The 19,495-nt window shown below is 65.4% G+C and carries 15 protein-coding genes and 2 pseudogenes; 8 read left to right on the forward strand and 9 right to left on the reverse strand.

What is annotated here, in order from left to right; genetic code table 11:
- Positions 1 to 6: 6 nt before the first annotated feature.
- A complete protein-coding gene (locus tag ACOGXA_RS09525) occupies positions 7 to 903 on the forward strand; it encodes an LLM class flavin-dependent oxidoreductase (protein ID WP_419923647.1) in 897 nt (298 codons plus the stop codon).
- Here the strand turns inward: ACOGXA_RS09525 and ACOGXA_RS09530 are convergent.
- Together ACOGXA_RS09530 and ACOGXA_RS09535 are read right to left on the reverse strand one after the other, a co-directional pair.
- Positions 900 to 2,051: a cystathionine gamma-synthase gene (locus ACOGXA_RS09530; RefSeq protein ID WP_419923648.1), complete on the reverse strand. Its 1,152-nt coding sequence runs from the start codon at positions 2,049 to 2,051 to the stop codon at positions 900 to 902. The genes ACOGXA_RS09525 and ACOGXA_RS09530 overlap by 4 nt on opposite strands.
- Entirely contained in the window at positions 2,048 to 3,424 is a 1,377-nt protein-coding gene (locus ACOGXA_RS09535; RefSeq protein WP_419923649.1) for a cystathionine beta-synthase, read from the reverse strand. Before ACOGXA_RS09535 ends, ACOGXA_RS09530 begins: the two co-directional genes overlap by 4 nt.
- An 81-nt stretch (positions 3,425 to 3,505) precedes the next feature.
- Here ACOGXA_RS09535 and ACOGXA_RS09540 point away from each other — a divergent pair, with 81 nt between their 5' ends.
- On the forward strand, positions 3,506 to 4,423 hold the full coding sequence (locus ACOGXA_RS09540; protein ID WP_419923650.1) for a D-isomer specific 2-hydroxyacid dehydrogenase family protein: 918 nt from the start codon (positions 3,506 to 3,508) through the stop codon (positions 4,421 to 4,423).
- An 18-nt stretch (positions 4,424 to 4,441) separates the two neighbouring features.
- On the opposite strand, the gene ACOGXA_RS09545 is transcribed toward ACOGXA_RS09540, so the two are convergent.
- From ACOGXA_RS09545 to ACOGXA_RS09560, 4 genes are read right to left on the reverse strand one after another with little or no spacing between them, the layout of a single operon-like run.
- Complete coding sequence (locus ACOGXA_RS09545) at positions 4,442 to 5,683, reverse strand: ABC transporter substrate-binding protein (RefSeq protein ID WP_419923651.1); 1,242 nt, start codon at positions 5,681 to 5,683, stop codon at positions 4,442 to 4,444.
- Between the two features lie 23 nt (positions 5,684 to 5,706).
- Positions 5,707 to 6,915 carry an acyl-CoA dehydrogenase family protein gene (locus ACOGXA_RS09550; RefSeq protein ID WP_419923652.1) on the reverse strand — a complete coding sequence of 403 codons (1,209 nt, stop codon included), beginning with the start codon at positions 6,913 to 6,915 and terminating at the stop codon, positions 5,707 to 5,709.
- Positions 6,916 to 6,962: 47 nt separating this feature from the next.
- Positions 6,963 to 8,204: an MBL fold metallo-hydrolase gene (locus tag ACOGXA_RS09555; RefSeq protein WP_419923653.1), complete on the reverse strand. Its 1,242-nt coding sequence runs from the start codon at positions 8,202 to 8,204 to the stop codon at positions 6,963 to 6,965.
- Positions 8,205 to 8,263: 59 nt separating this feature from the next.
- Complete coding sequence (locus ACOGXA_RS09560; protein WP_419923654.1) at positions 8,264 to 8,734, reverse strand: VOC family protein; 471 nt, start codon at positions 8,732 to 8,734, stop codon at positions 8,264 to 8,266.
- 21 nt (positions 8,735 to 8,755) lie between these two features.
- On the opposite strand from ACOGXA_RS09560, the gene ACOGXA_RS09565 reads away from it, so the two are divergent.
- From ACOGXA_RS09565 to ACOGXA_RS09580, 4 genes are all read left to right on the forward strand, one after another.
- A complete protein-coding gene (locus ACOGXA_RS09565) occupies positions 8,756 to 10,180 on the forward strand; it encodes a serine hydrolase (RefSeq protein ID WP_419923655.1) in 1,425 nt (474 codons plus the stop codon).
- Positions 10,180 to 11,892 carry a class I adenylate-forming enzyme family protein gene (locus ACOGXA_RS09570; protein WP_419923656.1) on the forward strand — a complete coding sequence of 571 codons (1,713 nt, stop codon included), beginning with the start codon at positions 10,180 to 10,182 and terminating at the stop codon, positions 11,890 to 11,892. The genes ACOGXA_RS09565 and ACOGXA_RS09570 overlap by 1 nt, the downstream gene beginning before the upstream one ends.
- Before the next feature lie 41 nt (positions 11,893 to 11,933).
- Positions 11,934 to 13,142 carry an amidohydrolase family protein gene (locus ACOGXA_RS09575; protein WP_419923657.1) on the forward strand — a complete coding sequence of 403 codons (1,209 nt, stop codon included), beginning with the start codon at positions 11,934 to 11,936 and terminating at the stop codon, positions 13,140 to 13,142.
- Between the two features lie 115 nt (positions 13,143 to 13,257).
- The gene (locus ACOGXA_RS09580; protein WP_419923658.1) at positions 13,258 to 14,196 is read left to right on the forward strand and encodes a DNA cytosine methyltransferase; all 939 of its coding nucleotides are present in this window, start codon (positions 13,258 to 13,260) and stop codon (positions 14,194 to 14,196) included.
- Between the two features lie 31 nt (positions 14,197 to 14,227).
- Here ACOGXA_RS09580 and ACOGXA_RS09585 read toward each other — a convergent pair whose 3' ends face one another.
- Both ACOGXA_RS09585 and ACOGXA_RS09590 read right to left on the reverse strand, forming a co-directional pair.
- Positions 14,228 to 15,388, reverse strand: coding sequence for an HNH endonuclease (locus ACOGXA_RS09585; RefSeq protein WP_419923659.1), 1,161 nt, complete (start codon positions 15,386 to 15,388; stop codon positions 14,228 to 14,230).
- Positions 15,389 to 15,694: 306 nt separating this feature from the next.
- Positions 15,695 to 15,913: pseudogene (locus ACOGXA_RS09590) on the reverse strand (transposase); the annotation flags it as partial.
- Positions 15,914 to 16,167: 254 nt separating this feature from the next.
- Between ACOGXA_RS09590 and ACOGXA_RS09595 the strand changes: the two are divergent.
- Positions 16,168 to 17,361, forward strand: coding sequence for an IS110 family transposase (locus ACOGXA_RS09595; RefSeq protein WP_419926946.1), 1,194 nt, complete (start codon positions 16,168 to 16,170; stop codon positions 17,359 to 17,361).
- On the opposite strand, the pseudogene ACOGXA_RS09600 reads toward ACOGXA_RS09595, so the two are convergent.
- Positions 17,315 to 18,424, reverse strand: a pseudogene (locus tag ACOGXA_RS09600) (IS256 family transposase); the annotation flags it as partial. The gene ACOGXA_RS09595 and the pseudogene ACOGXA_RS09600 overlap by 47 nt on opposite strands.
- 175 nt (positions 18,425 to 18,599) lie before the next feature.
- On the opposite strand from ACOGXA_RS09600, the gene ACOGXA_RS09605 reads away from it, so the two are divergent.
- The gene (locus ACOGXA_RS09605; RefSeq protein WP_419923660.1) at positions 18,600 to 19,448 is read left to right on the forward strand and encodes a hypothetical protein; all 849 of its coding nucleotides are present in this window, start codon (positions 18,600 to 18,602) and stop codon (positions 19,446 to 19,448) included.
- Positions 19,449 to 19,495 lie beyond the last annotated feature (47 nt).

Consider the following 19,495-nt stretch of genomic DNA (forward strand, 5'->3'; position numbering starts at 1 on the left):
GAAGCCATGAAGATCCGAATCGGCGTTGGCGTGGGAGGCGGGGTGGCCTCGGGCGACCCCGAGGCGTTCGCCGCGGTGGTAGACGGTTTGGAGCGGCTGGGGTTCGACTCGCTGTGGGTGGCCGAGCGGGCCGCGGGGCCGGCGCTAGACCCGGTGGTGGCCATGAGCTTCGCCGCGGCTCGAACCACTCGCCTCAAGTTCGGGCCCAGCGTGATGGTGCTGCCCGGCCGCAACCCGGTGCTGTTGGCCAAGGCCATGGCCAGCCTGGATCGCATCTCCAACGGCCGGCTGCTGCCCGCATTCGGACTCGGCGTGGCCGACGCCGCCGAGCACCAGGCCTTCGGAGTGGCCCGCATGGACCGGGCGGCCTGGTTCAACGAAGCCCTGCCGCTCATGCGCCGGCTGTGGGCCGAAGACGTGGTGGAGCACCACGGCCCCCGCTTCCACCTCGACGCCGCCCGGGTGGACGTCAAGCCAGTGCAGCAGCCCCTAGACGTGTGGATGGGGGGCATTGCCCCCTCAGAACTCCGTCGGGTCGGCCGGTTGAGCGACGGCTGGCTGCCCTCGTTCGTCACCCCCGACGACGTGCGCTCGGGAATCGCGGCCGTCACCCGGCATGCCGGCGAAGCCGGGCGGCACATCGACCCCGAGCACTACGGGGCGCTGCTGACCTACACCGACGGCCCGCTGCCCGACCGGTTCCTCGAGCTCATCAAACTTCGCCAGCCCGACAAGAACCCCGGCGACCTGGTGGCGTCGAGCCGCCGGGAGCTGCGGTCCAGGATCGAGGCCTTCATCGAGACCGGCGCCTCCAAGTTCGTGGTCATGCCCCTGGGCGAGCCGCCCCACTGGGGGGAGGAAATCGAAGCCCTGGCTGATGACCTCCTCGCCTTGCAGGACTAGCCGAGGGCCTGGTCCAAGTCGGCCAGCAGGTCTTCTGCCGTCTCGATGCCCACCGACAGCCGCACCAGCCCAGGGTCCACCGCCAACGGGGAGTCGGCCACCGACAGGTGGGTCATCGTGGATGGCTGCTCTATCAGCGATTCCACCGCGCCCAGCGATTCGGCCAGGCGGAACACCCGAGTGGCGCCCGCCGCGGCCACCGCAGCCGCTTCACCCCCCGCGTGGATGAAAGACACCATGCCGCCCGGCCGGCGCATCTGGGCAACCGCCACTTGGTGGCCGGGGTGGCTGGGCAGCCCGGGAAACAGCACCCGCTCCACCGCAGGATGGCCGGCCAAGAACTCAGCCACCGCCTGGGCGTTGTCGCAGTGGCGGTCCATGCGCACCCCCAGCGTCTTTATCCCCCGCAACAGCAGATAGCAGTCGAACGGGCCGGGCACCGCCCCCACCGCGTTCTGAACGAAAGACAGCCGCTCGGCCAGGTCGTCCCGGTTCACCGCGACGAACCCGCCCACCACGTCGGAATGGCCGCCCAGGTACTTGGTGGTGGAATGAACCACCGCGTCGGCGCCCAACTCGAGCGGGTTCTGGAGGTACGGCGTGGCAAAGGTGTTGTCCACCACCACATCGGCGCCCGCGGCGTGGGCCACCTCGGCCACCGCGGCTATGTCCACCACGGTCAGCATCGGGTTGGTGGGCGTCTCCACCCACACCTGGCGGGTCTCCGGGCGAATGGCTGCGGCCAAGGCGGCCATATCGGTCAGATCCACCGCCGACCAATCGATACCCCACTCGCCGTACACCCCGGCGATGAGCCGGAACGTCCCCCCGTAGGCGTCGGTGCCCAGAACCACGTGGTCGCCGGGGCGCATCAGTCCGATCAAAGCATCCTCTGCGGCCATGCCGCTGGCGAACGCCATTCCGTGTTCGGCCCCCTCCAGCCCGGCCACGCACCGCTCCAGCGCCACTCGGGTCGGGTTGGAGGTGCGGGCATACTCGAAGCCCCGGTGCCGGCCCGGTGCCTCCTGCACAAAGGTGGTGGCCAGATGGATGGGCACGGTGATGGCGCCGGTAGCCTCATCAGGCTCTTGGCCGACGTGGATGGCCCTGGTGTCGAATCCCCACTCGCCGGGATCAGCGCCGCTCATGACTCTGGGCCGGCGGGGCCCGAAGACAAAAAGCCCAGCACGTCGGTGCTGGTCATGACCGCCCGGGGACGACCGCCGTCGAGCACCAGCAGCGCCGGTGAGCGCTCCAGCTTGGTAACCGCCAGCGCCACCGGTTCCCCAATGCCGATCTGCTCCAGGGGGCGGCTCATCACGTTCTCCACCGGCTGGCCCAGCAGGTCGCCGCTGAAGGCCAGGGCCATGAGCTGAAGCTCGTGTACCGACCCCATGACCTCGGCCGCCGCCAAGGGCATCTCCCCCTTGGCCACCGGAAGCTGGCTCACCCCGTGGTCGCGCATCTGCGTCACGGCCAGGCCAACCGGATCCTCGGGGTTGACATACACCAGCGGGGGCAGCGCCCCTCCCTTGGCATCGAGCACGTCTTTCACGCAAGGGTGGTCGCCGATCAAAAAGCCATACGAGGCCATCCAGTCGTCGTTGAACACCTTTGAGAGATAGCCCCGGCCGGCATCGGGCAACATCACCACCACCACGTCGTCTGGCCCGCAGTCTCGGGCCACTTCCAAGGCGGCGCACACCGCGGTACCGCCCGAGCCTCCTATCAACAGGCCCTCCCGCCGGGTCACCAAACGGGCCATGTCGAAGGAATCCTGGTCGGAGATGGGGATCACCCGGTCGACCACCCCGGGATCGTAGGTCTCGGGCCAGAAGTCCTCGCCGATCCCCTCCACGAGGTAGGGCCGTCCCGATCCGCCGCTGAACACCGACCCCTCGGGGTCGCCGGCAACGATCTGGATCTCAGGGTTCTGCTGCTTCAGGAAGCGGCCCACCCCGTTGAGGGTGCCCCCGGTGCCCGCCCCGGCCACGAAATGCGTGATGCGCCCGCCGGTCTGCTTCCACAGCTCGGGACCGGTGCTCAGCTCGTGCGAAAGGGGATTCACCTGGTTGAAGTACTGGTTGGGCCGGTAGGCGCCGGGAGTCTCGGCCACCAGCCGCTCGGCGGTGGAGTAGTACGACTCGGGGTCTTCAGGGTCCACCGCTACCGGGCACACCACCACCTCGGCCCCGTACGCCCGCAGGAGCTGCACCTTCTCATCGCTCACCTTGTCGGTCATGACGAAGATGCACCGGTAGTCCCTCTGGGCCGCCACGAGGGCCAAACCCACCCCGGTGTTGCCCGAGGTGGGCTCGACGATGGTCCCGCCGGGCTTCAGCAGCCCCTCCTGCTCGGCCGCGTCGATCATGGCCACCGCGGGACGGTCCTTCACGCTGCCGCCCGGGTTCAGCATTTCCAGTTTGGCCAAGACCTCACACGACGCCCCATCGGCGATGCGCTTCATCCGCACCAGCGGAGTGTTGCCGATGAGATCGAGGATCGAGTCTGCGACCTCCACGGGCCTAAGCTACTCCTCGTTGCCGATCGGCCCGATGATCTGCTTCCCCTTGACCTCCACGCCCATAAACTACCCGGCGGTATGGAGCCGCCTTGCATCGCAGTGGAACCGGTTTGCTGGCGCCGGCCGGCGCTGGTCGACGCCGTCGAAGCCGGCGGGGGACGGGTGGGCGGCCCGTCCGAAGCCGAGGCCCTGGTTTGGGCCGAGCCCGCCGCCCCTGATCGGCTGCCCGAGGTGCTGGCCGCAGGACCGGGCATCGAGTGGGTGCAACTCCCCTACGCCGGCATCGAGAACCTGGCCCACCTGCTAGATCGCCACCACCGCTGGACCTGCGGCAAGGGGGTCTACGCCGAGCCGGTGGCCGAGCATGCGCTGATGCTGGCCCTTGCCGGACTGAGGGGAATGGGGAGCTTCGCCCGAGCCCGCCACTGGTCGCCGCCCCAGGGCCGCAACCTGCTCGGCAGCCGGGTTACCGTGCTGGGCGGCGGCGGTATCACCGGGTCTCTGGTGCGGCTGCTGGCGCCGTGGGACTGCCGGATCACGGTCATGCGCCGCCATCCCCAGTCGATGGTCGGCGTCGACCTAGTCGTCGGCCCAGAGAGGCTGCACCAGGCTTTGGGCGACGCCGATGTGGTGGTGGTGGCCCTGGCGCTGACTCCCCACACGGCCGGCATAATCGACGCCGACGCGCTAGGCGCCATGGCGCCCCATGCTTGGCTTGTCAACGTGGGCCGGGGCGGACACGTGGCCACCGACGACCTGGTGGAAGCGCTGACCACCGGGACCATCGGCGGCGCCGCCTTAGACGTGACCGATCCCGAGCCCCTCCCCGACCGACACCCTCTGTGGAGCATGGATAACTGCCTCATCACCCCCCATGTGGGAAACACCCCTGAGATGGGGCTGGAGCTCCTCGCCCGCCGGGTTGCTGAGAACGTCCGCCGCTACATCGCCGATGAGGAGCTGCTCGGCCCCGTGGACGTCGACCTGGGCTATTGACCGGCGCAGGGCCGCGGTCTACGGGCTGATGGTGCGGTCGTACCGGGCGTATGGATCCTCGATGGTGATCACCCTCATGGGGCGGTCGACCGCGGCGTGGACGTCGGGGCCGAAAGTGATGGGGCCGACGATCAGCTCCTCGCCGTCGAACCGCTCCAATTGCGCGGCCACCGCCCCGGGCTCAAGGGTGCCGGCCCGCTCGACCGCCCTGATGTAGGCCTCGACGGCGTCAGCCCCGGTAACCGCCCGGCCGTCTCTGGCTATGTGTCCGGTGGTGGCCAGATAGTCGGCCAGCACCTGTCGCACTTCAGGGCTGGGATCGGGGGAGTCGGTGTAAACCGAGGCATACGAGAGCATGGTGAAGTCGCCGATGCCGCGAACCTTGCCTATCCAATGGTCGCCGTCCATGGTGGAGCTGGCAACAATGGGCTGGAGATGGCCCGCGGCGCGAATCGGAGCCAGGATCTCCTCGGGGGCAACCAGCCGGGTGGCGCATAACACGATGGACTTGGTGCCGGCATCGCCCAACCCGTCCAAGATGGGCTCAAGAAGGCCTGGGTCGGCCGGCTGATATCGGTACAGGCCCGACACCCGGCCCCCTGAGGCCTCGAATCCCCGGGCGAAGGCTTCGCACACTGCCACCGCTTCTGAGCTGGTTTGGTCGATGACCACCGCTGCGGAGGTGAAGCCCCGATCGGCCAGCACTGAGATCAGGAGCTTTGCCTCGGTGCTCACCGGTGTGGCCATGGAGAAGACCCGTTGGCCCAGCTCTCCGGTGATCCAGGCGTCGTCGGTTCCACAGGGGCTGATCACCAGGGTCCCCGCGCCCTCCAGCACACTGAGGGCCGGTGCCGCATAAGCGGCGTCGCATGTCATCAGCACCAGGTCAACACCGTCCAGCAGAAGGCGATCGGCACCGTTGCGCATGGAGGACAGCTCGGTGTGGCTGTCGATGTGGCGGAGCACCACCGGCCGTCCCAGCAGTCCGCCGGCTTCGTTCAAGGCGTCGATCCGATTCCGGGCGGCGACCAGGGCGGGCTCGTCGAAATCGGCCAGAAACCCGGATGTGGCCATCAGGGCGCCGACCACGACGGCATCAGCGGGCAGGGGCACACCGTCTGGAGTGGCTGTGGGCAACGGGGAGCTCTCGGCCAACGGCTTCCCCTCATCGTCGGTGGGCGGCGCGGGGCTGACCACCGTCCCCCCGCTGAACAGGCCGCACCCGGCACAGGCCACCAGCACCGATGCGACCAGCAACACCGGCCGGATGCCGGGCGGCCTCATCACACTTTGAGTTCGCGGAAGGGAACGCCTTTGTCGGCTCGCGGCTCGCGGGGCAGGCCGAGTATGCGCTCGCCGATCACGTTGCGCTGGATCTCAGGAGTGCCCCCGCCGATCTTGTGCGCGAAATGGCTGACCATGAGCGACACCCAACTGTCGTCGCTCAGCATTCCGCCGGGGCCCAGCAACTCCATGGCCGTCTGGCTGGTGTCTCTGATGTGGTCCCCGGTCAGGATCTTCATGATCGAGGCCTCCGGGCCGATCTCCGTTCCCCGGCTCAGCGCGGTGTACACCCGCATGCCCAGATACCGAAGCACCTCAGATCTGATCCACGCCTCGGCCAGAGCCTGGCGGACCGCAGGGTCGCCGCATCGGCCCTGGTGGCGGGCCAGGTCCACCAAGGCACCGACGTCCACTGCCGACGACTGGGCGCCAACCGCGGCGCGCTCGCTGTTCAAGGTGGTCTGGGCCACCGCCCACCCATTGTTGACCCCGCCGATGGCGTTCTCCGCCGGTATGCGCACGTCGTCTAGGAAAGTCTCGTTGAACTCAGCCCCTCCGGTCATCTGGCGCAGCGGCCGCGGGTCCAAGCCCTCGCTGTGCATCTCGACGAGGAAATAGGTGAGCCCCTGATGCTTGGGAACATCGGAATCAGTTCTGGCCAACAGGATGCCCCAGTCGGCCATATGGGCGTAGGAGTTCCAGACCTTCTGGCCGTTCACCACGAACTCGTCACCGTCTCGCACCGCCCTGGTCTGAAGCCCGGCCAGATCGGAACCGGCATTGGGCTCGCTGAACAACTGGGCGAACACCATCTCCCCCCGGCGGATCGGGTTCAAAAACCGCTGCTTTTGCTCGCCGGTGCCCCATGCCATGAGCGTGGGGGCGGCCATCGACAGCGCAGCCATGAAAATCGACATCGACACGCCGTAACGGCTCTGCTCCTCATCGAAGATGATCGCCTCCACCGCGGAGGCGCCACGCCCTCCGTACTCCGGCGGCCAGTCCAGACAGGCCCAGCCGTCTGCGGCCAGCCGTGCCTGCCAGGCCCGGGCCCGACCGGCCAGCTCTTGCTCCTCCTGCGCGCTTCGCCCCGGGCTGCTCATCTGGTCGAACGCCTCGGGGGAGCCTTTGGACGGCGCGTTGGCGTCCAGCCAGGCCCGGGCCTCGGCCCGAAACGCTGCTTGCGCGGGAGTATCGCCGAAATCCACGGTGACAGGTTAGGGGCGAATCGCCGACGCGCGTCTATACCGCCGCCTCAGGACTCCGCCCCCTCCAGCTCTTTCTCGACTCGGGCTATCTCGGCCCGGTACCACCCTGCCTCCTGGAAGTTGCGCTGACCGTACTCATCGAACAGCGACCCAAGGGCGGCCAGCTTGGCAGCCAGCGCACCGGCATGGCCGGCGTCGGCGACCAGAACCATCTCGACGAGATGCAGCGCCTCCAAGCGGTCGCCTGCGGCCAGCCGCTCTTCAGCCCGGGCCAATAAGGCCTCAGCCCCGGCTAGATCCACCACGTCGGGATAGACCGCCGCCGGCGGCGTGGGGTAGAGATCCAGCGTTGACCGATAGGTGAACCAGCCGGCCAATCCCTCCCACATGGCCCTGACACCCCAGTCCACCCTGCCGTACATCTCGTGGAGGGGGGAGTCCTCGGGCAGGCTGACCTCCTTCATCAGCGTGTACGGGTCTTTGCCCTCGTTCATGCCCTCAACCACCCGGTCCCATACCCACTCCACGCCGTCGTGCATCCGAGTGAGCACCCCTCTAACCTCTTCTTTGCCCACCACCGGCTCGAAATGGCCGGCCAGGGCGATCTCGGGCTCCAGGTCGCGAACCTCGCGCAGCGACTCCAGGTATTGCTGGGCGTCGCGGTAGGGCTCGCCGCGCAGGGTGAACAGGTTGGGGAAGGCGTCGATGATCGGGCCCCACAGGTCGCCCACAAAAGCGGCCCTCAGCTCGGGAACCCAAACCGTGAGCCCGTCGGGGCCCTCGGCGCCGGGGGTGTGCATCACCTCGAAGGTGAGGTCGCCCACCTCGAGGGTGTGGCGGCGGTCGACCACGATGTCGGCCTCGATGGGCGGGGTGGGCTCCACTCGGCCGGAATCGGTGCGGAGGTTCATGGCCGCCCCCCACAGGATCTTGGCCCGATCCACCCGGAACTGGGTGAGCTGGCGGTATTGCTCATCTCGCTGGATGCACAGGCGGTGGGCCACCACTTGGGCGCCCTCCCGCGCCCAGCGCCGGTGACCGCCGATATGGTCCTCGTGGGCGTGGGTCAAAACGATGTACCGCACCGGATTGCCGGGAACGGCCGAAAGCTGGTGGTGGAAGCGACGAGCGTCGCCGGCCAGTCCGGCGTCGATCATCACGCTGCCTTCGGGCGTGGCCACCTTGTAGGCGTTGGCCGTGCCGACCGCCATCCAGATCCGGTCGGTCACCTCCAGCGCAGCCTCCGGGGCGTCCACCCCGATCAGATCAGAAATCCGCTCGTCAGCCATCATTTCTCCTTCTCAAAACAATTGGGGCCGGCACTCTGCCGTCGGGGGCAACAGGCCGGTCAGTCCTCAACCCAAACCCAACGCCCCTTCGGCGCGGCCACGCCCTCGGGGCGCTCCTGGCACTGAACGTCCAAGTGGATGGGCAGCAGATGGCGGACGTAGAAGGCGTGGACTACCACGGTGGGCATCACCAGATCGCTGTAGCGCTTGATCTCCACCCGGGGATCCTTCTCCTGCCAGGCCTCGCATTTGGCCAGCGCGGCGTCCACCTCTTCCCGGGTGTCGAACAGCAGGCCCAGGTGGTCGAATGGCGGCGGGGCCATGGGCTCGCTGTGCTCGGCCAGCAATATGAACTGGCTGGTAGCGGGATCGGTGGACAACAGCAGCGCAGTCTGCTTGAGGATCTGGGTGTCGACAGCCGTCCACCCGAACACATCGCCGTAGAACTCGCGCACCTCGGCCCGGTAGTCGTCGGTCAGGGTCCACAGGGGAAGCGTCAGCTCCATGTGGTTGAAGCGCATCTTGGGCATGCCGCAGCGTAGCCTGAAGCGATGACACGATCCTCTGCCGCCAAGCTTCTCTGGGCGCTTTTGCTGGTGCTGGCCCTAGTGGCCGCGGCCTGCGGCAACGGCGGCGGCGACACCGCCGAACCGGCGCCAACGACTGCCGAGGCTGCCCCCGCCCCCACCGGAGCCGCGGTCCCCGAAGCCGCCCCCGAACCAGAGCCAACCGAAGAAGCCACCCCGAAACCCACCGAAATCCCAACCCCCGCCCCCACCGAGGCCGCGGGCCCCGAAACCGCCCCCGAACCAGAGCCAACCGAAGAAGCCACCCTAGAACCCACCGAATCTGAGCCCCATCCATCGGGGCTGGACATCGACGCCGTTGAAGCCGCAGTGGCCGATTGGATGGAAAAGGCCCGGGTGCCCGGCCTGGTGCTGGCCGCGGCCCAGGACAACGAGCAGCCCTGGACATTCGGCTGGGGCGAGCGCAACCTCGCCACCGGCGAGCCCATGACCCCCGACGATTACGTTCGCATCGGCTCCATCACCAAATCGGTCACCACCGCCGCCGTGCTGTCGCTGGTAGAGGAAGGACTCCTCAACCTGGACACCCCGGTCACCGCCTATCTGGGCGACGACTGGTACGGCACCTACGAGCACGGCCCCGACATCACCCTCCGACACCTCATGGGCCACACCGCCGGATTTGTGGAGTACGCCTTCGACCCGGGGTTCTTCATCCTGGGCGCCGCCCGGCTGGGGGTGCCCATCGCTCCCGACGAGATTGTGCGGTTCACCACCGCCTACGGCCCGGTGGCCGAATTCGGCGACGATTACAACTACAGCACAGCCGGGCACGTGGTGGCCGGAATGATCATCGAGGCGGTTACCGGCAACGCCGCCCACGCCGAGATCCGATCTCGCATCCTGGAGCCGCTCGGGGTACACAACACCTACCTGACGCCGGGCGAGCTTCCGCCCGAACCGGTGACCGAGGGCTACAACCGGGGCATTCTGGCCTCGGCATTCGAGTCGCTGACCAGAGTCCCCGACGAGGCCCGCGCCAACTTCATGGGCAGCGAATACATCGCCACGCTGAGCTACCCCCAGGAGTTCTTGCAGTCGGCCGGCTGGACCGGCGGCGGGCTAGAGGCCCAGATAGGAGACGTCCCCCGGCTCTTCCGGGGCCTGTTCGCCGGGGGGCTGCTGAGCGACGCATCCATGGCCGAGATGACCACCCCAAGCGTCAACCTCGGCTACGGCCTCGGCGTGGGTTTGGGCGATGCCGGCGGACAGAGGTTCTTCAGCCACGGCGGCGGCGTCCCCGGCTTCCGCTCCAGAGTGGCCTACTTCCCCGAGTTGGACTTGACGCTGGCGGCGTCGGCCAACCTTCTGCACCCCGATCCCGACATGGACGAACTGTTCGAGGATCTGCTCCCAATCGTGATGGAGAGCTGGGGACTGGCCTCGTAATGTCCCTAGCCGCCTGGAATGAGGCCGCGGCGCAGATCACCGCGCCAAGCCAGCCCTTCTCCTGGTCGGTTCGCGAGGTGAACGACGTCCCCCTGCGGATTTTCGACAATGCGCCCGACTCCATGCGGGACTTTTTCGCCGGCACCGCGGCCCACGGGGAGGCCGATTACCTGGTATTCCGCGATGAGCGCCTGTCCTATGCCGAGGCCCACCGCCAGGTGAGATCCCTGGCCGGTTGGCTGGCCCGAAACGGCGTCGTTCAGGGCGACCGCGTGGCCATCTCCATGCGCAACTACCCCGAGTGGATCATCGCCTACTGGGCAGTGGTGTCGATGGGCGCGGTGGTGGTGGGGCTGAACGCCTGGTGGACGGCGGCGGAGATGGCCTACGGCTTGGACGACAGCGCCCCGAACGCCCTGGTGGTGGACGGCGAGCGCGGGGAGCGCCTGGCCTCGCTCCACGATCGCCCGCAGATCCCCGTGGTCGTCACCCGCAGCGACGAGGCGCGGCCCCACGAGGCGACCCGCTGGGCCGACGCGGCAGGCGACCCCGACCCGCCCGAGCTGCCCGACGTCGCCATCGGCCCCGACGACGACCTGTGCGTGTTCTACACCTCGGGCACCACCGGGTTCCCCAAGGGTGCGGTGATGACCCATCGGTCCGCGGTACACAACGTGATGAACATGGCCTTCTACTCGACAGCACTGGGAATGCTCAACGAGAGCGGGCTCGTGCCCAAAGACCAGCGGGACCAGCCGGCCGGGCTGGTATGCGTGCCGCTGTTCCATGTCACCGGTTGCAACTGCTACCTGCACCCCACCACCGCGGTGGGCGGAAAGCTGGTGCTCATGTACCGCTGGGACGCCACCGAGGCGCTGAAGCTGATCCACGCCGAGCGGCCCAGCACCCTCGCCGCGGTGCCGGCCATGTCGCGGGAAATAGTGCTGCACCCCGACTTCGACCGCTACGACACCTCCAGCCTGGGCTCGCTGGGCGGCGGGGGTTCGCCGCTGCACCCCGACTTGGTGGACAAGATCGCCCGGTCGATCCCCAGCGGAAACCCCGGCACCGGCTACGGCCTGACCGAGACCAGCGGGGTGGTCGCCATGAACGTCGGGCGGATCTACGTGGACAAGCCCACCACCGTGGGCCAGCCGCTCCCCACCGTCGAAGCGAAGGTGGTGGACGACAACGGCGCTGAGCTGCCGTCCGGTGAGCCGGGAGAGCTGCTGATCCGATCCCCCATCGTCATCCGGGGCTACCTCAACAAGCCCGAGGCCACCGCTGCGGCCATTGCCGACGGCTGGCTGCACACCGGAGACATCGCCACCATCGACGGGGATGGGTTCATCGCCATCGTAGACCGGGCCAAAGACCAGGTGATCCGGGGCGGAGAGAACATCGCCTGCGCCGAAGTGGAAAACGCCATCTACCAGCACGACGCGGTGGCCGAGGCCATCGTGTTCGCCGTGCCCGACGAGCGCCTCGGCGAGGTGCCCGGCGCCGCGGTGGTGCTGCGCCCCGGCCGCATCCTCGACGCCGAGAGCCTGAGAGCCCACCTTGACGGCCGCCTGGCCCCCTACAAGATCCCCGCCCACATCTGGTTCCCCCAAACCCCCCTCCCCCGCAACGCGTCGGGCAAATACCTCAAGCGCCAAGTCCGCGACGAACTCCTAACCCATAGCCCAAGGGCAGTTGGAGAAACCGGGTAGGCAGGCTGGGGGGTGGCAGAGGCCGGTAGGATCACCAGCGTATGACCACCGCCACCGCCGACCGCTACACCATCATCTCCTCCGACTGCCACGCCGGGGCCAACCACAAGACGTATAGGGAATACTTGGAGTCGAGTTGGCATGACGAGTTCGATGCATGGCGGGGCAAGTACCGCAACCCGTTCCGCGACCTGCAAGACGACGGCCGCTCGCGCAACTGGGACAACGACCGACGCATCTCCGAGCAGCACACCGACGGCGTGGTGGCCGAGATCACCTTCCCCAACACCGTGCCCCCGTTCTTCCCCACCGGCACCCTCATCGCCCCCCAGCCCACCGACAACGACCTCCCCCGCCGCCTGGCCGGGATTCGGGCACACAACCGCTGGCTGGCCGACTTCTGCGCCGAGTATCCCGAGCGCCGGGCGGGCATCGGCCAGATATTCCTGAACGACATCGACGAGGCGGTGGCCGATGTGGCCTGGATCGCCGAGCACAACCTGCGGGGCGGGGCGCTGATCCCCAGCATCGCCCCCAACTCCGATCTGCCCCCGCTGTTCCACCCCCGCTACGACCCGGTGTGGGCTGCCTGCGAGGAGCACGAGGTGGTTATGACCCTGCACTCAGGCGGAACCGGGATGCCCGACTACGGCGACTCCCCCGCCGCCGGGCCGATGTTCGTGATCGAGACCCCGTTCTTCTCCAACCGCTCCATGTGGCATCTCATCATGGGCGGGGTGTTCGAGCGGTACCCCGGCCTCAAAGCGGTGTTCACCGAGCAGGGCTTCGGCTGGGTGCCCGACATCCTGCGCCGCCTAGACGGGCTCCACGCCCAGATGTCGATGACCGGGCGCAGCGGCGAGTTGGGCTTCTCCGCCGACTCGGTGCTGCCCGAGAAGCCCAGCTTCTACTTCGAGCGCAACATCTGGATCGGCATCAGCTTCCCCGGCCCCAACGAGATGCGCCTGCTCGACAGGGTGGGCGACCACAAGGTGATGTGGGGATCCGACTACCCCCACGTGGAGGGCACCTACCCTTATAGCCGCGAGGGCATCCGCTACGCCCTCCACGACCGCGACGAGGAGTCGATGCGCCGCATCCTGGCCGGCAACGCCGCCGACGTGTACGGCTTCGACCTCGACGCCCTGGCCCCGTTGGCCGCCGATCACGGCCCCACCGTGGCCGAGATCGCCGAGCCCCTCACCGACATCCCCAAAGACGCCACCTCCCCCGCCTTCTGGGGCAAGTAGGCCGCCGCCTGGTTTTGGCTCTACCAAAGAGCCCTCCTTCGCAAACTGTCACTCATGTCATTTACCATCGGCGACCATGCACAACTCGGCAACGTCAAAGGTCTAAGGTGGCATAGTGGACCTGCTAGAGCAGTCACCCGCCGCTTTTCCAGTTCGCCTTGCCAGCTTTTTCGCTGGAATCGGTGGTTTTGATCTCGGCTTTGAACGTGCTGGGCTAGAAACAGTATGGCAATGCGAAATCAACCCTTTCTGTCAAGACATTTTGGAACAGCATTGGCCACACGTTCCCCGTGTTTCGGATATAGAGGAAGTGGAACCAAATGAAATCCCAGAAGCAGATATTTGGGCCGGAGGATTCCCCTGCCAAGACGTCAGCCTCGCCAGGATGGGCCCTCGAAAAGGGTTGCGAGGACGACAGTCAGGACTCCTCCACGTCTTTGTCAACCTCATTGAGGCGCGTCGCCCCTCTGTTATTGTCATCGAAAACGTTGCGGCTCTTCTCTCTTCCAACGAGGGAAGAGATTTCGCAATCGTCATACGGTCGTTGGCCGAACTCGGGTATGGCATCGCCTGGCGAGTGCTTGACAGTCGATACTTCGGCATCCCCCAGTCGCGTTCAAGAGTCTTCATTATCGGATCTCTTAGAGGAAGCTCCAGTGCCGGATCGGTACTTTTTGAGTCCGAACGCGGCGACAGGGATTCTGAGAAGGGTCGACAGAATGGGCAGAAACCTCTTTCCCCCTTTAAGGTCTGCACTGGAGATTCTGTCAAAGGATACGTAAAGAAGCTTGCACATTGTCTCTATGCAGAATCAGCTAGACATACTGGCACAGATTGGTCAAGAAACTACGTCTCTTATCCAGATGGACGTGTGAGACGCCTCACTCCTATTGAGACTGAACGATTGCAAGGATTTCCAGACAACTGGACATTTCCAAAACGTCATAGTGGAGATACAGACAAAATTGACAGTGCCCGCTATCATGCTTGTGGCAACGCCGTTTCCGTACCAGTAGCAAAGTGGATTGGCGAGAGAATTCACTTTGCTATCTGACTTCCTAGGCAAGATCAATTTAGGTAATCTGTCAAGAAGCCAACTTGGATACATCGATATCAGTATTAAGTTTTTCTATATATTGAGGACTCGGGCGATCACCGGCATTAATAGGCAATCGATCTTCTGGAATGGGCCCAACGGCCGTTCGCAATTTATTTTGAGTCGAAGCTTCAAATGCATCCATTCGAGAAGAAGGCTCAATGAAGTACTGCTGCCCCTCACAACGCAATATGAGCACGGCCTGGTCAAATGCCCAATGATGAATCTTGCACAGGCTAATTCCGTTCCGAGTATTGTCTAAGTCATATTCCGCCCATGGCAATATATGAGCAGCATCAACCCCCGAATCTATACTTCCTTTCTGACCAGGCAATTTCAAGCCACAAAACGCACAGGTGTGCCTCCATGCTTTACGAACGTCAGGAGAAAATTCTCTGGATGAAGACGGCCTCGCTCTAAGCTTACGCATTCTAGAAGTAGAGATTACACGCATTTCGATGTCGTCGTCCTCAATGTCTTCCAAAGTCAGAATCGAAGAATCTTCAACAATGATACCAAACGTATCTTCAATAATTGGGACGGCATCACCTTTTTCATTGAAATATTTGGTCAATTTTTCAGCAGAAGCAACACTCGAGCGAGAAATGTCTCGACCTTCAAGACTGTCTTGATGTTCTTGAAGAATGGACAATAAGGCCCTATAGTTTTCATCGACCATATGTGAATCATGGATTCTTCTGACTCTATCCCATCTTGAATCAAAATACATGATATCATTATCAGTCTCATTTTCCACCGCTATATAAGCTGGTTTCATGACGATCACTTTGAGGTCTTCATCAAAGGTGCTGCTACCCTTAAACCCTATCTTCGCTAGAAAGTACTCCCGATCCCCAAGTATAGGGAAACCAACACCAAGACTATTTCTCTCTCTTACGGGCCGAGGCAGGAGGAGAATAGCGGCAATTTGGCGCCCTACTTGTGGTCGGTCATGTAGTATTCTGCTACGAAGACGTGGTTTTCCGCTAGCACCTGAATCTATCCAAATTCCAGTTTCACACTCTCCAATACCCGGCAAATCCCATTTCACATCCCAACCGACAAGATCTGCTGCACCGAGTGATCCATGATGGCCTACAAGCTCGTACTCGCCGCGCCCACCACCTGAAGTTCTGAAACCAATATGCATACGAGAAGCATAGATAAATGTGCAGCAAGCACAAAACAAGTGTCCAGCCAACAGAGGGAAGCCCAGATCACCGACATCCCCAAAGACGCCACCTCGCCTGCCTTCTGGGGCAAGTAGGCCGTCCCCGCTCAGACGCGTAGAGCCACATAGGCACCGAACGGGAATTTTCCGCTAAGCAGGGTCAGCGGCCCGCGGAAGGAGACCTACTGCCCTTCAATGAGGATGGCGTGGGCTCTGACACACTGGCTGCGCTGGGCGCGAAGTTCGGGTCTGTCAGTTTTTTTGTGTAACAGGTCGTGATGGTTTTCATTTGATGTGGTCGGCGATCCGGTCGCCGTAGTGGATGGTCAGTGTGTTCAGTATGGCTTTCCAGCCGTTGGTCTTGCCGGTGAGGTTGCTGCGGTTCTTTCGTTTGGTGGTGGCGACAAGGTAGAGGATTTTCATGGCGGCCTGCTCGTTGGGGAAGTGCCCTCGGTGGCGTACCGCTCGTCGGAACCTGGCGTTGAGGCTCTCTACGGCGTTGGTATCGGGTATGAAATCTGCGGCGTCTCGGGCGCTTGCTGCTTTGGCCGGTAGGGTCTGGGTTGCCGGGTTCGGGGTGCTGAGGAGGAACAGCTAGGGCAGGCCGTCCTTACACAGTGAGCTGCGAGCTCGTGTTAGTACTTGGCCGCCCCTGCGACTGGCCCGGCTGCGCTGTGAGCGCGAATCCGTTTTTGTCGTGTCCGCCCGGCGGTTCCTCATTGATGTCTGAGAGGAGCTGTCATATGCGGTGGATTGGGATGGACGTGCATCGTTCGTTTGCGCAGATCGCCGTCGTCGAAGCGGGGGTGTGCCGCGACGAGGGGAGGATCGGTGTGCGTCCGGAGGACCTGCGGGCTTGGGCGGAGGAGTTCTTGGAGCCTGGCGACGAGGTGGCTTTGGAGGCGACGACGAACTCGGACGCGATCGCGGTGATGCTGCGCGGGGTCGTGGCCCGGGTGGTGGTGTCGAACCCGCGCAAGACTCGGGCGATAGCGGAGGCGAAAGTCAAGACCGACAAGGTGGATGCCCGCATCCTTGCGCAGCTGTTGGCGGCGGATTTCTTGCCGGAGACGTGGGTGGCCGACGACCGGACCCGCCGCCGCCGGCGTCTGGTCGCCCAGCGGACAAATCTGGTGAAGCAGCGGACCAGGCTGAAGAACAGGGTGCATGCGATCCTGTCGCGGAACCTGGTGGCGACGTGCCCGCACTCTGATCTGTTCGGAAGCGCCGGCCGCCGCTGGCTCGCCGGCCAGGACCTGCCGGGCGACGAGCGGCGCAGCGTCGAGGCGCTCTTGCGCCAGATCGACTTCCATGGCGCAGAGCTCACCGAGGTTGAGCAGGACATCGCCGCCGACGCCCTGGATGATCCGGTGATCGCCCGGCTGATGACGGTGCCGGGGATCAACGTGACCGCGGCGATGTCGATTGTTGCCGCGGTCGGCGACTTCTCACGGTTCGAGTCGCCGGACCGCCTGGTGTCCTACCTCGGGTTGAACCCGAGGGTGTCCCAGTCGGGAAACAGCCCGGCCGCCCACGGGCGGATCACCAAAGCCGGACGCGGCCAGGCCCGAGGCATGCTGGTCGAGGCAGCGTTCTCCGCGGCGCGAGCCCCCGGGCCGCTGCGGGCGTTCCACCGGCGCATCCATCAGCGCCGCGGCTTCCAAATCGCCACCGTCGCCACCGCCCGAAAAATGGCGGTGCTGTGCTGGCACCTGGTCACCAAAGGCGAGGACTACGCGTTCGCCCGCCCCAGCCTGGTCGCGCACAAGCGCCGCGGCCTCGAGCTCGCCGCCGGATCCGAATCCCGCCGCGGGCCGACCGCCGGGCCGTCGCGGGACTACCACATCAAAGAGCTGCGAGACGCCGAGAAAGCCCTCGTCGAGCAACAAGAGCGGGCCTACGAGGTCCTCGTCTCCCACTGGCAGCCCCAAAAACCCGCACCCCCTGCTTGACAATTGCATCCGTGGTGTAGACCACCCGGCGCAGCTCGGCGGGGAACTCCAGGAACGGTGTGAACTCGTCCCAGCTGTTGCGCCAGGCTCGGATCATGGCCGGGTAGGTGTCCTCCCAGTCTTGGGCGAACGCCTCGAAGCGGGCCTCGGCGGCCCCGACGGTGGGGGCGGTGTAGATCTCCCGCATTGATCGGGTGATCGGCCCCCAGTGCGTCTTGGCCGCGTAGCGCAGGCTGTTGCGGACCATGTGCACCACGCAGGTCTGCACCGTCGCCTCGGGCCAGGTCATGCGGATCGACTCCGGCAGGCCCCTCAGCCCGTCGCAGCACACGATCAACGCGTCGGCCAGGCCCCGGTTGCGGAGCTCGCCCAGCATCGCCGCCCACTGTTTGGCGCCCTCGCCTCCCGATGGGCCCAGCCACAGGCCCAAAACGTCTCGCTCGCCAGCCAGATCCACGCCGATGGCGACATAGACGGGCCGGTTCGCGACCTGCGAGTCGCGGACCTTGACCACTATCGCGTCGATCAGCAGAACCGGGTACACCGCGTCGAGGGGCCGGTTCTGCCAAACGGCCATGTCGGAGACGATCTCGTCGGTGATCTTGGAGATCGTCTCCCGGCTCACCGACGTGTCGTAGATCTCTTCGAGGTGCGCCTGGATCTCGCCGGTGGTGAGCCCCTTCGCGTAGAGGCTGATCACGTTGCCCGACAGGCCGTCCAAGCGGCGCTTGTGCTTGGGCACCGCGACGGGCTCGAAAGTCCCCGCCCGGTCACGGGGCACCCGAAGGTCGATCTCGCCGATCTCGGTGGTGACCCGCTTGGGCGAAGAGCCGTTGCGCGAGTTCCCCGACCCGCGGCCCTCCGGAGCGTGGCGCTCATAGCCCAAATGGCCGGCCATCTCGACCTCCAACCCGGTCTGGAGGACCTGGCGTACCAGCCCCGTCAACAGCCCGCCGTCGCCGGTCAGCTCCACGCCCTCGGCGCGGGCACGCTCGACCAACAGCTCGGCCCAGTCCTGCATCGCCGCCTCACCGGCGGCCTCGTTCGCCGGCACAGCCGGCATATCCTGATCAGTCACAGACATGATCCTTCCCGGCCCGCAGCACCAAACCGCGGACCCTCAGATCACGCCCGATACACAAAATTCCTGACAGTCCCAACCCGGGACTATTCAATTCTCATGAACAATCAGGGCTAGTGACTTCGCTCTGCTTTCACCTGTCCTAGAGTTGCTGCCCATGGTGCAAGACATCCGAGATGTGGGCTCCGAGGAGCATTGGGAGACGTTCGAGGAGGTCTGGACCGGGCTCATGTCGTACCGGTATCTCAACAAGACCACCCCGTCGCTGGACATCGGATTCGACGATGACGAGCTGGAGTCGATGCCGCTGCGCCACGACATGCGCAACGCCCACGGCGGGATCATGGCCGCCCCGCTGGCCATCGGATGCCCCGAGCCGAGTTGGAACGACGACCTGGTGGTGCCCGCCCCGGTGGTGTCGTTCACCCAGATCCTCGACGATGCCCGGGGAGTGAGCCGGATCGAGGTGATCCGCGAGGTGATCAACTTCGGCCGCCAGATGGGGTTCACCCGATCGACGGTGGTGGACGCTGCCGACCACTCGCGGGTGATCGCCACCTCCGCCGGTATGGGGGTGAGCCTGGGCGATGTGCCCGACGGCTACGAGGCGGTCGACAACCCGCCCATCCCGGTGGAGGACTCCCCCGACATGCCCCGGCTGCACGAGGTGTTCGGCGCCGCCAAGGGCGACGACGGCTGGTATCGGCTCCCCGTGCTCACCAAGGAGTTCTCCGCTCCCCACGCCGCCCTGCACATCGGCCCCATCCACATCGTGTTCGACGTCACAGCCCACGAACTGGCCGCCCACGCGGCGGGCACCGACCGCGTCCAGGTGGAGAATTGGTACGTGATGTTCGTGAAACCCGGCCTCATCGGCCCATTCCGCTGCGAGGCCGAGGCCGTCAGCAGCCGCAGCGGGCGCATCAACGTCAACCTCACCCTGTTCGACGAGGGCCGTGACGACCGCACCATCACCACCGGCTCAGCAGTATTTCGCGTGGTCTAGGGCCGCGGCAGCAATTGCGAAGCCGCCCCCCGCCCCGCCCGGTACCG

Source organism: Candidatus Poriferisocius sp. (assembly GCF_965208475.1).
Lineage (GTDB): Bacteria > Actinomycetota > Acidimicrobiia > Acidimicrobiales > Bin134 > Poriferisocius.

Excerpts from the sequence above, each read along its gene's own strand:
- ACOGXA_RS09540 (WP_419923650.1), top strand. The coding sequence starts at position 3,506 with ATGGAGCCGCCTTGCATCGCAGTGGAACCGGTTTGCTGGCGCCGGCCG.
- ACOGXA_RS09570 (WP_419923656.1), top strand. The coding sequence starts at position 10,180 with ATGTCCCTAGCCGCCTGGAATGAGGCCGCGGCGCAGATCACCGCGCCA.
- ACOGXA_RS09530 (WP_419923648.1), bottom strand. The coding sequence starts at position 2,051 with ATGAGCGGCGCTGATCCCGGCGAGTGGGGATTCGACACCAGGGCCATC.
- ACOGXA_RS09560 (WP_419923654.1), bottom strand. The coding sequence starts at position 8,734 with ATGCCCAAGATGCGCTTCAACCACATGGAGCTGACGCTTCCCCTGTGG.
- ACOGXA_RS09555 (WP_419923653.1), bottom strand. The coding sequence starts at position 8,204 with ATGGCTGACGAGCGGATTTCTGATCTGATCGGGGTGGACGCCCCGGAG.
- ACOGXA_RS09565 (WP_419923655.1), top strand. The coding sequence starts at position 8,756 with ATGACACGATCCTCTGCCGCCAAGCTTCTCTGGGCGCTTTTGCTGGTG.
- ACOGXA_RS09595 (WP_419926946.1), top strand. The coding sequence starts at position 16,168 with ATGGACGTGCATCGTTCGTTTGCGCAGATCGCCGTCGTCGAAGCGGGG.
- ACOGXA_RS09575 (WP_419923657.1), top strand. The coding sequence starts at position 11,934 with ATGACCACCGCCACCGCCGACCGCTACACCATCATCTCCTCCGACTGC.
- ACOGXA_RS09605 (WP_419923660.1), top strand. The coding sequence starts at position 18,600 with ATGGTGCAAGACATCCGAGATGTGGGCTCCGAGGAGCATTGGGAGACG.
- ACOGXA_RS09585 (WP_419923659.1), bottom strand. The coding sequence starts at position 15,388 with ATGCATATTGGTTTCAGAACTTCAGGTGGTGGGCGCGGCGAGTACGAG.
- ACOGXA_RS09525 (WP_419923647.1), top strand. The coding sequence starts at position 7 with ATGAAGATCCGAATCGGCGTTGGCGTGGGAGGCGGGGTGGCCTCGGGC.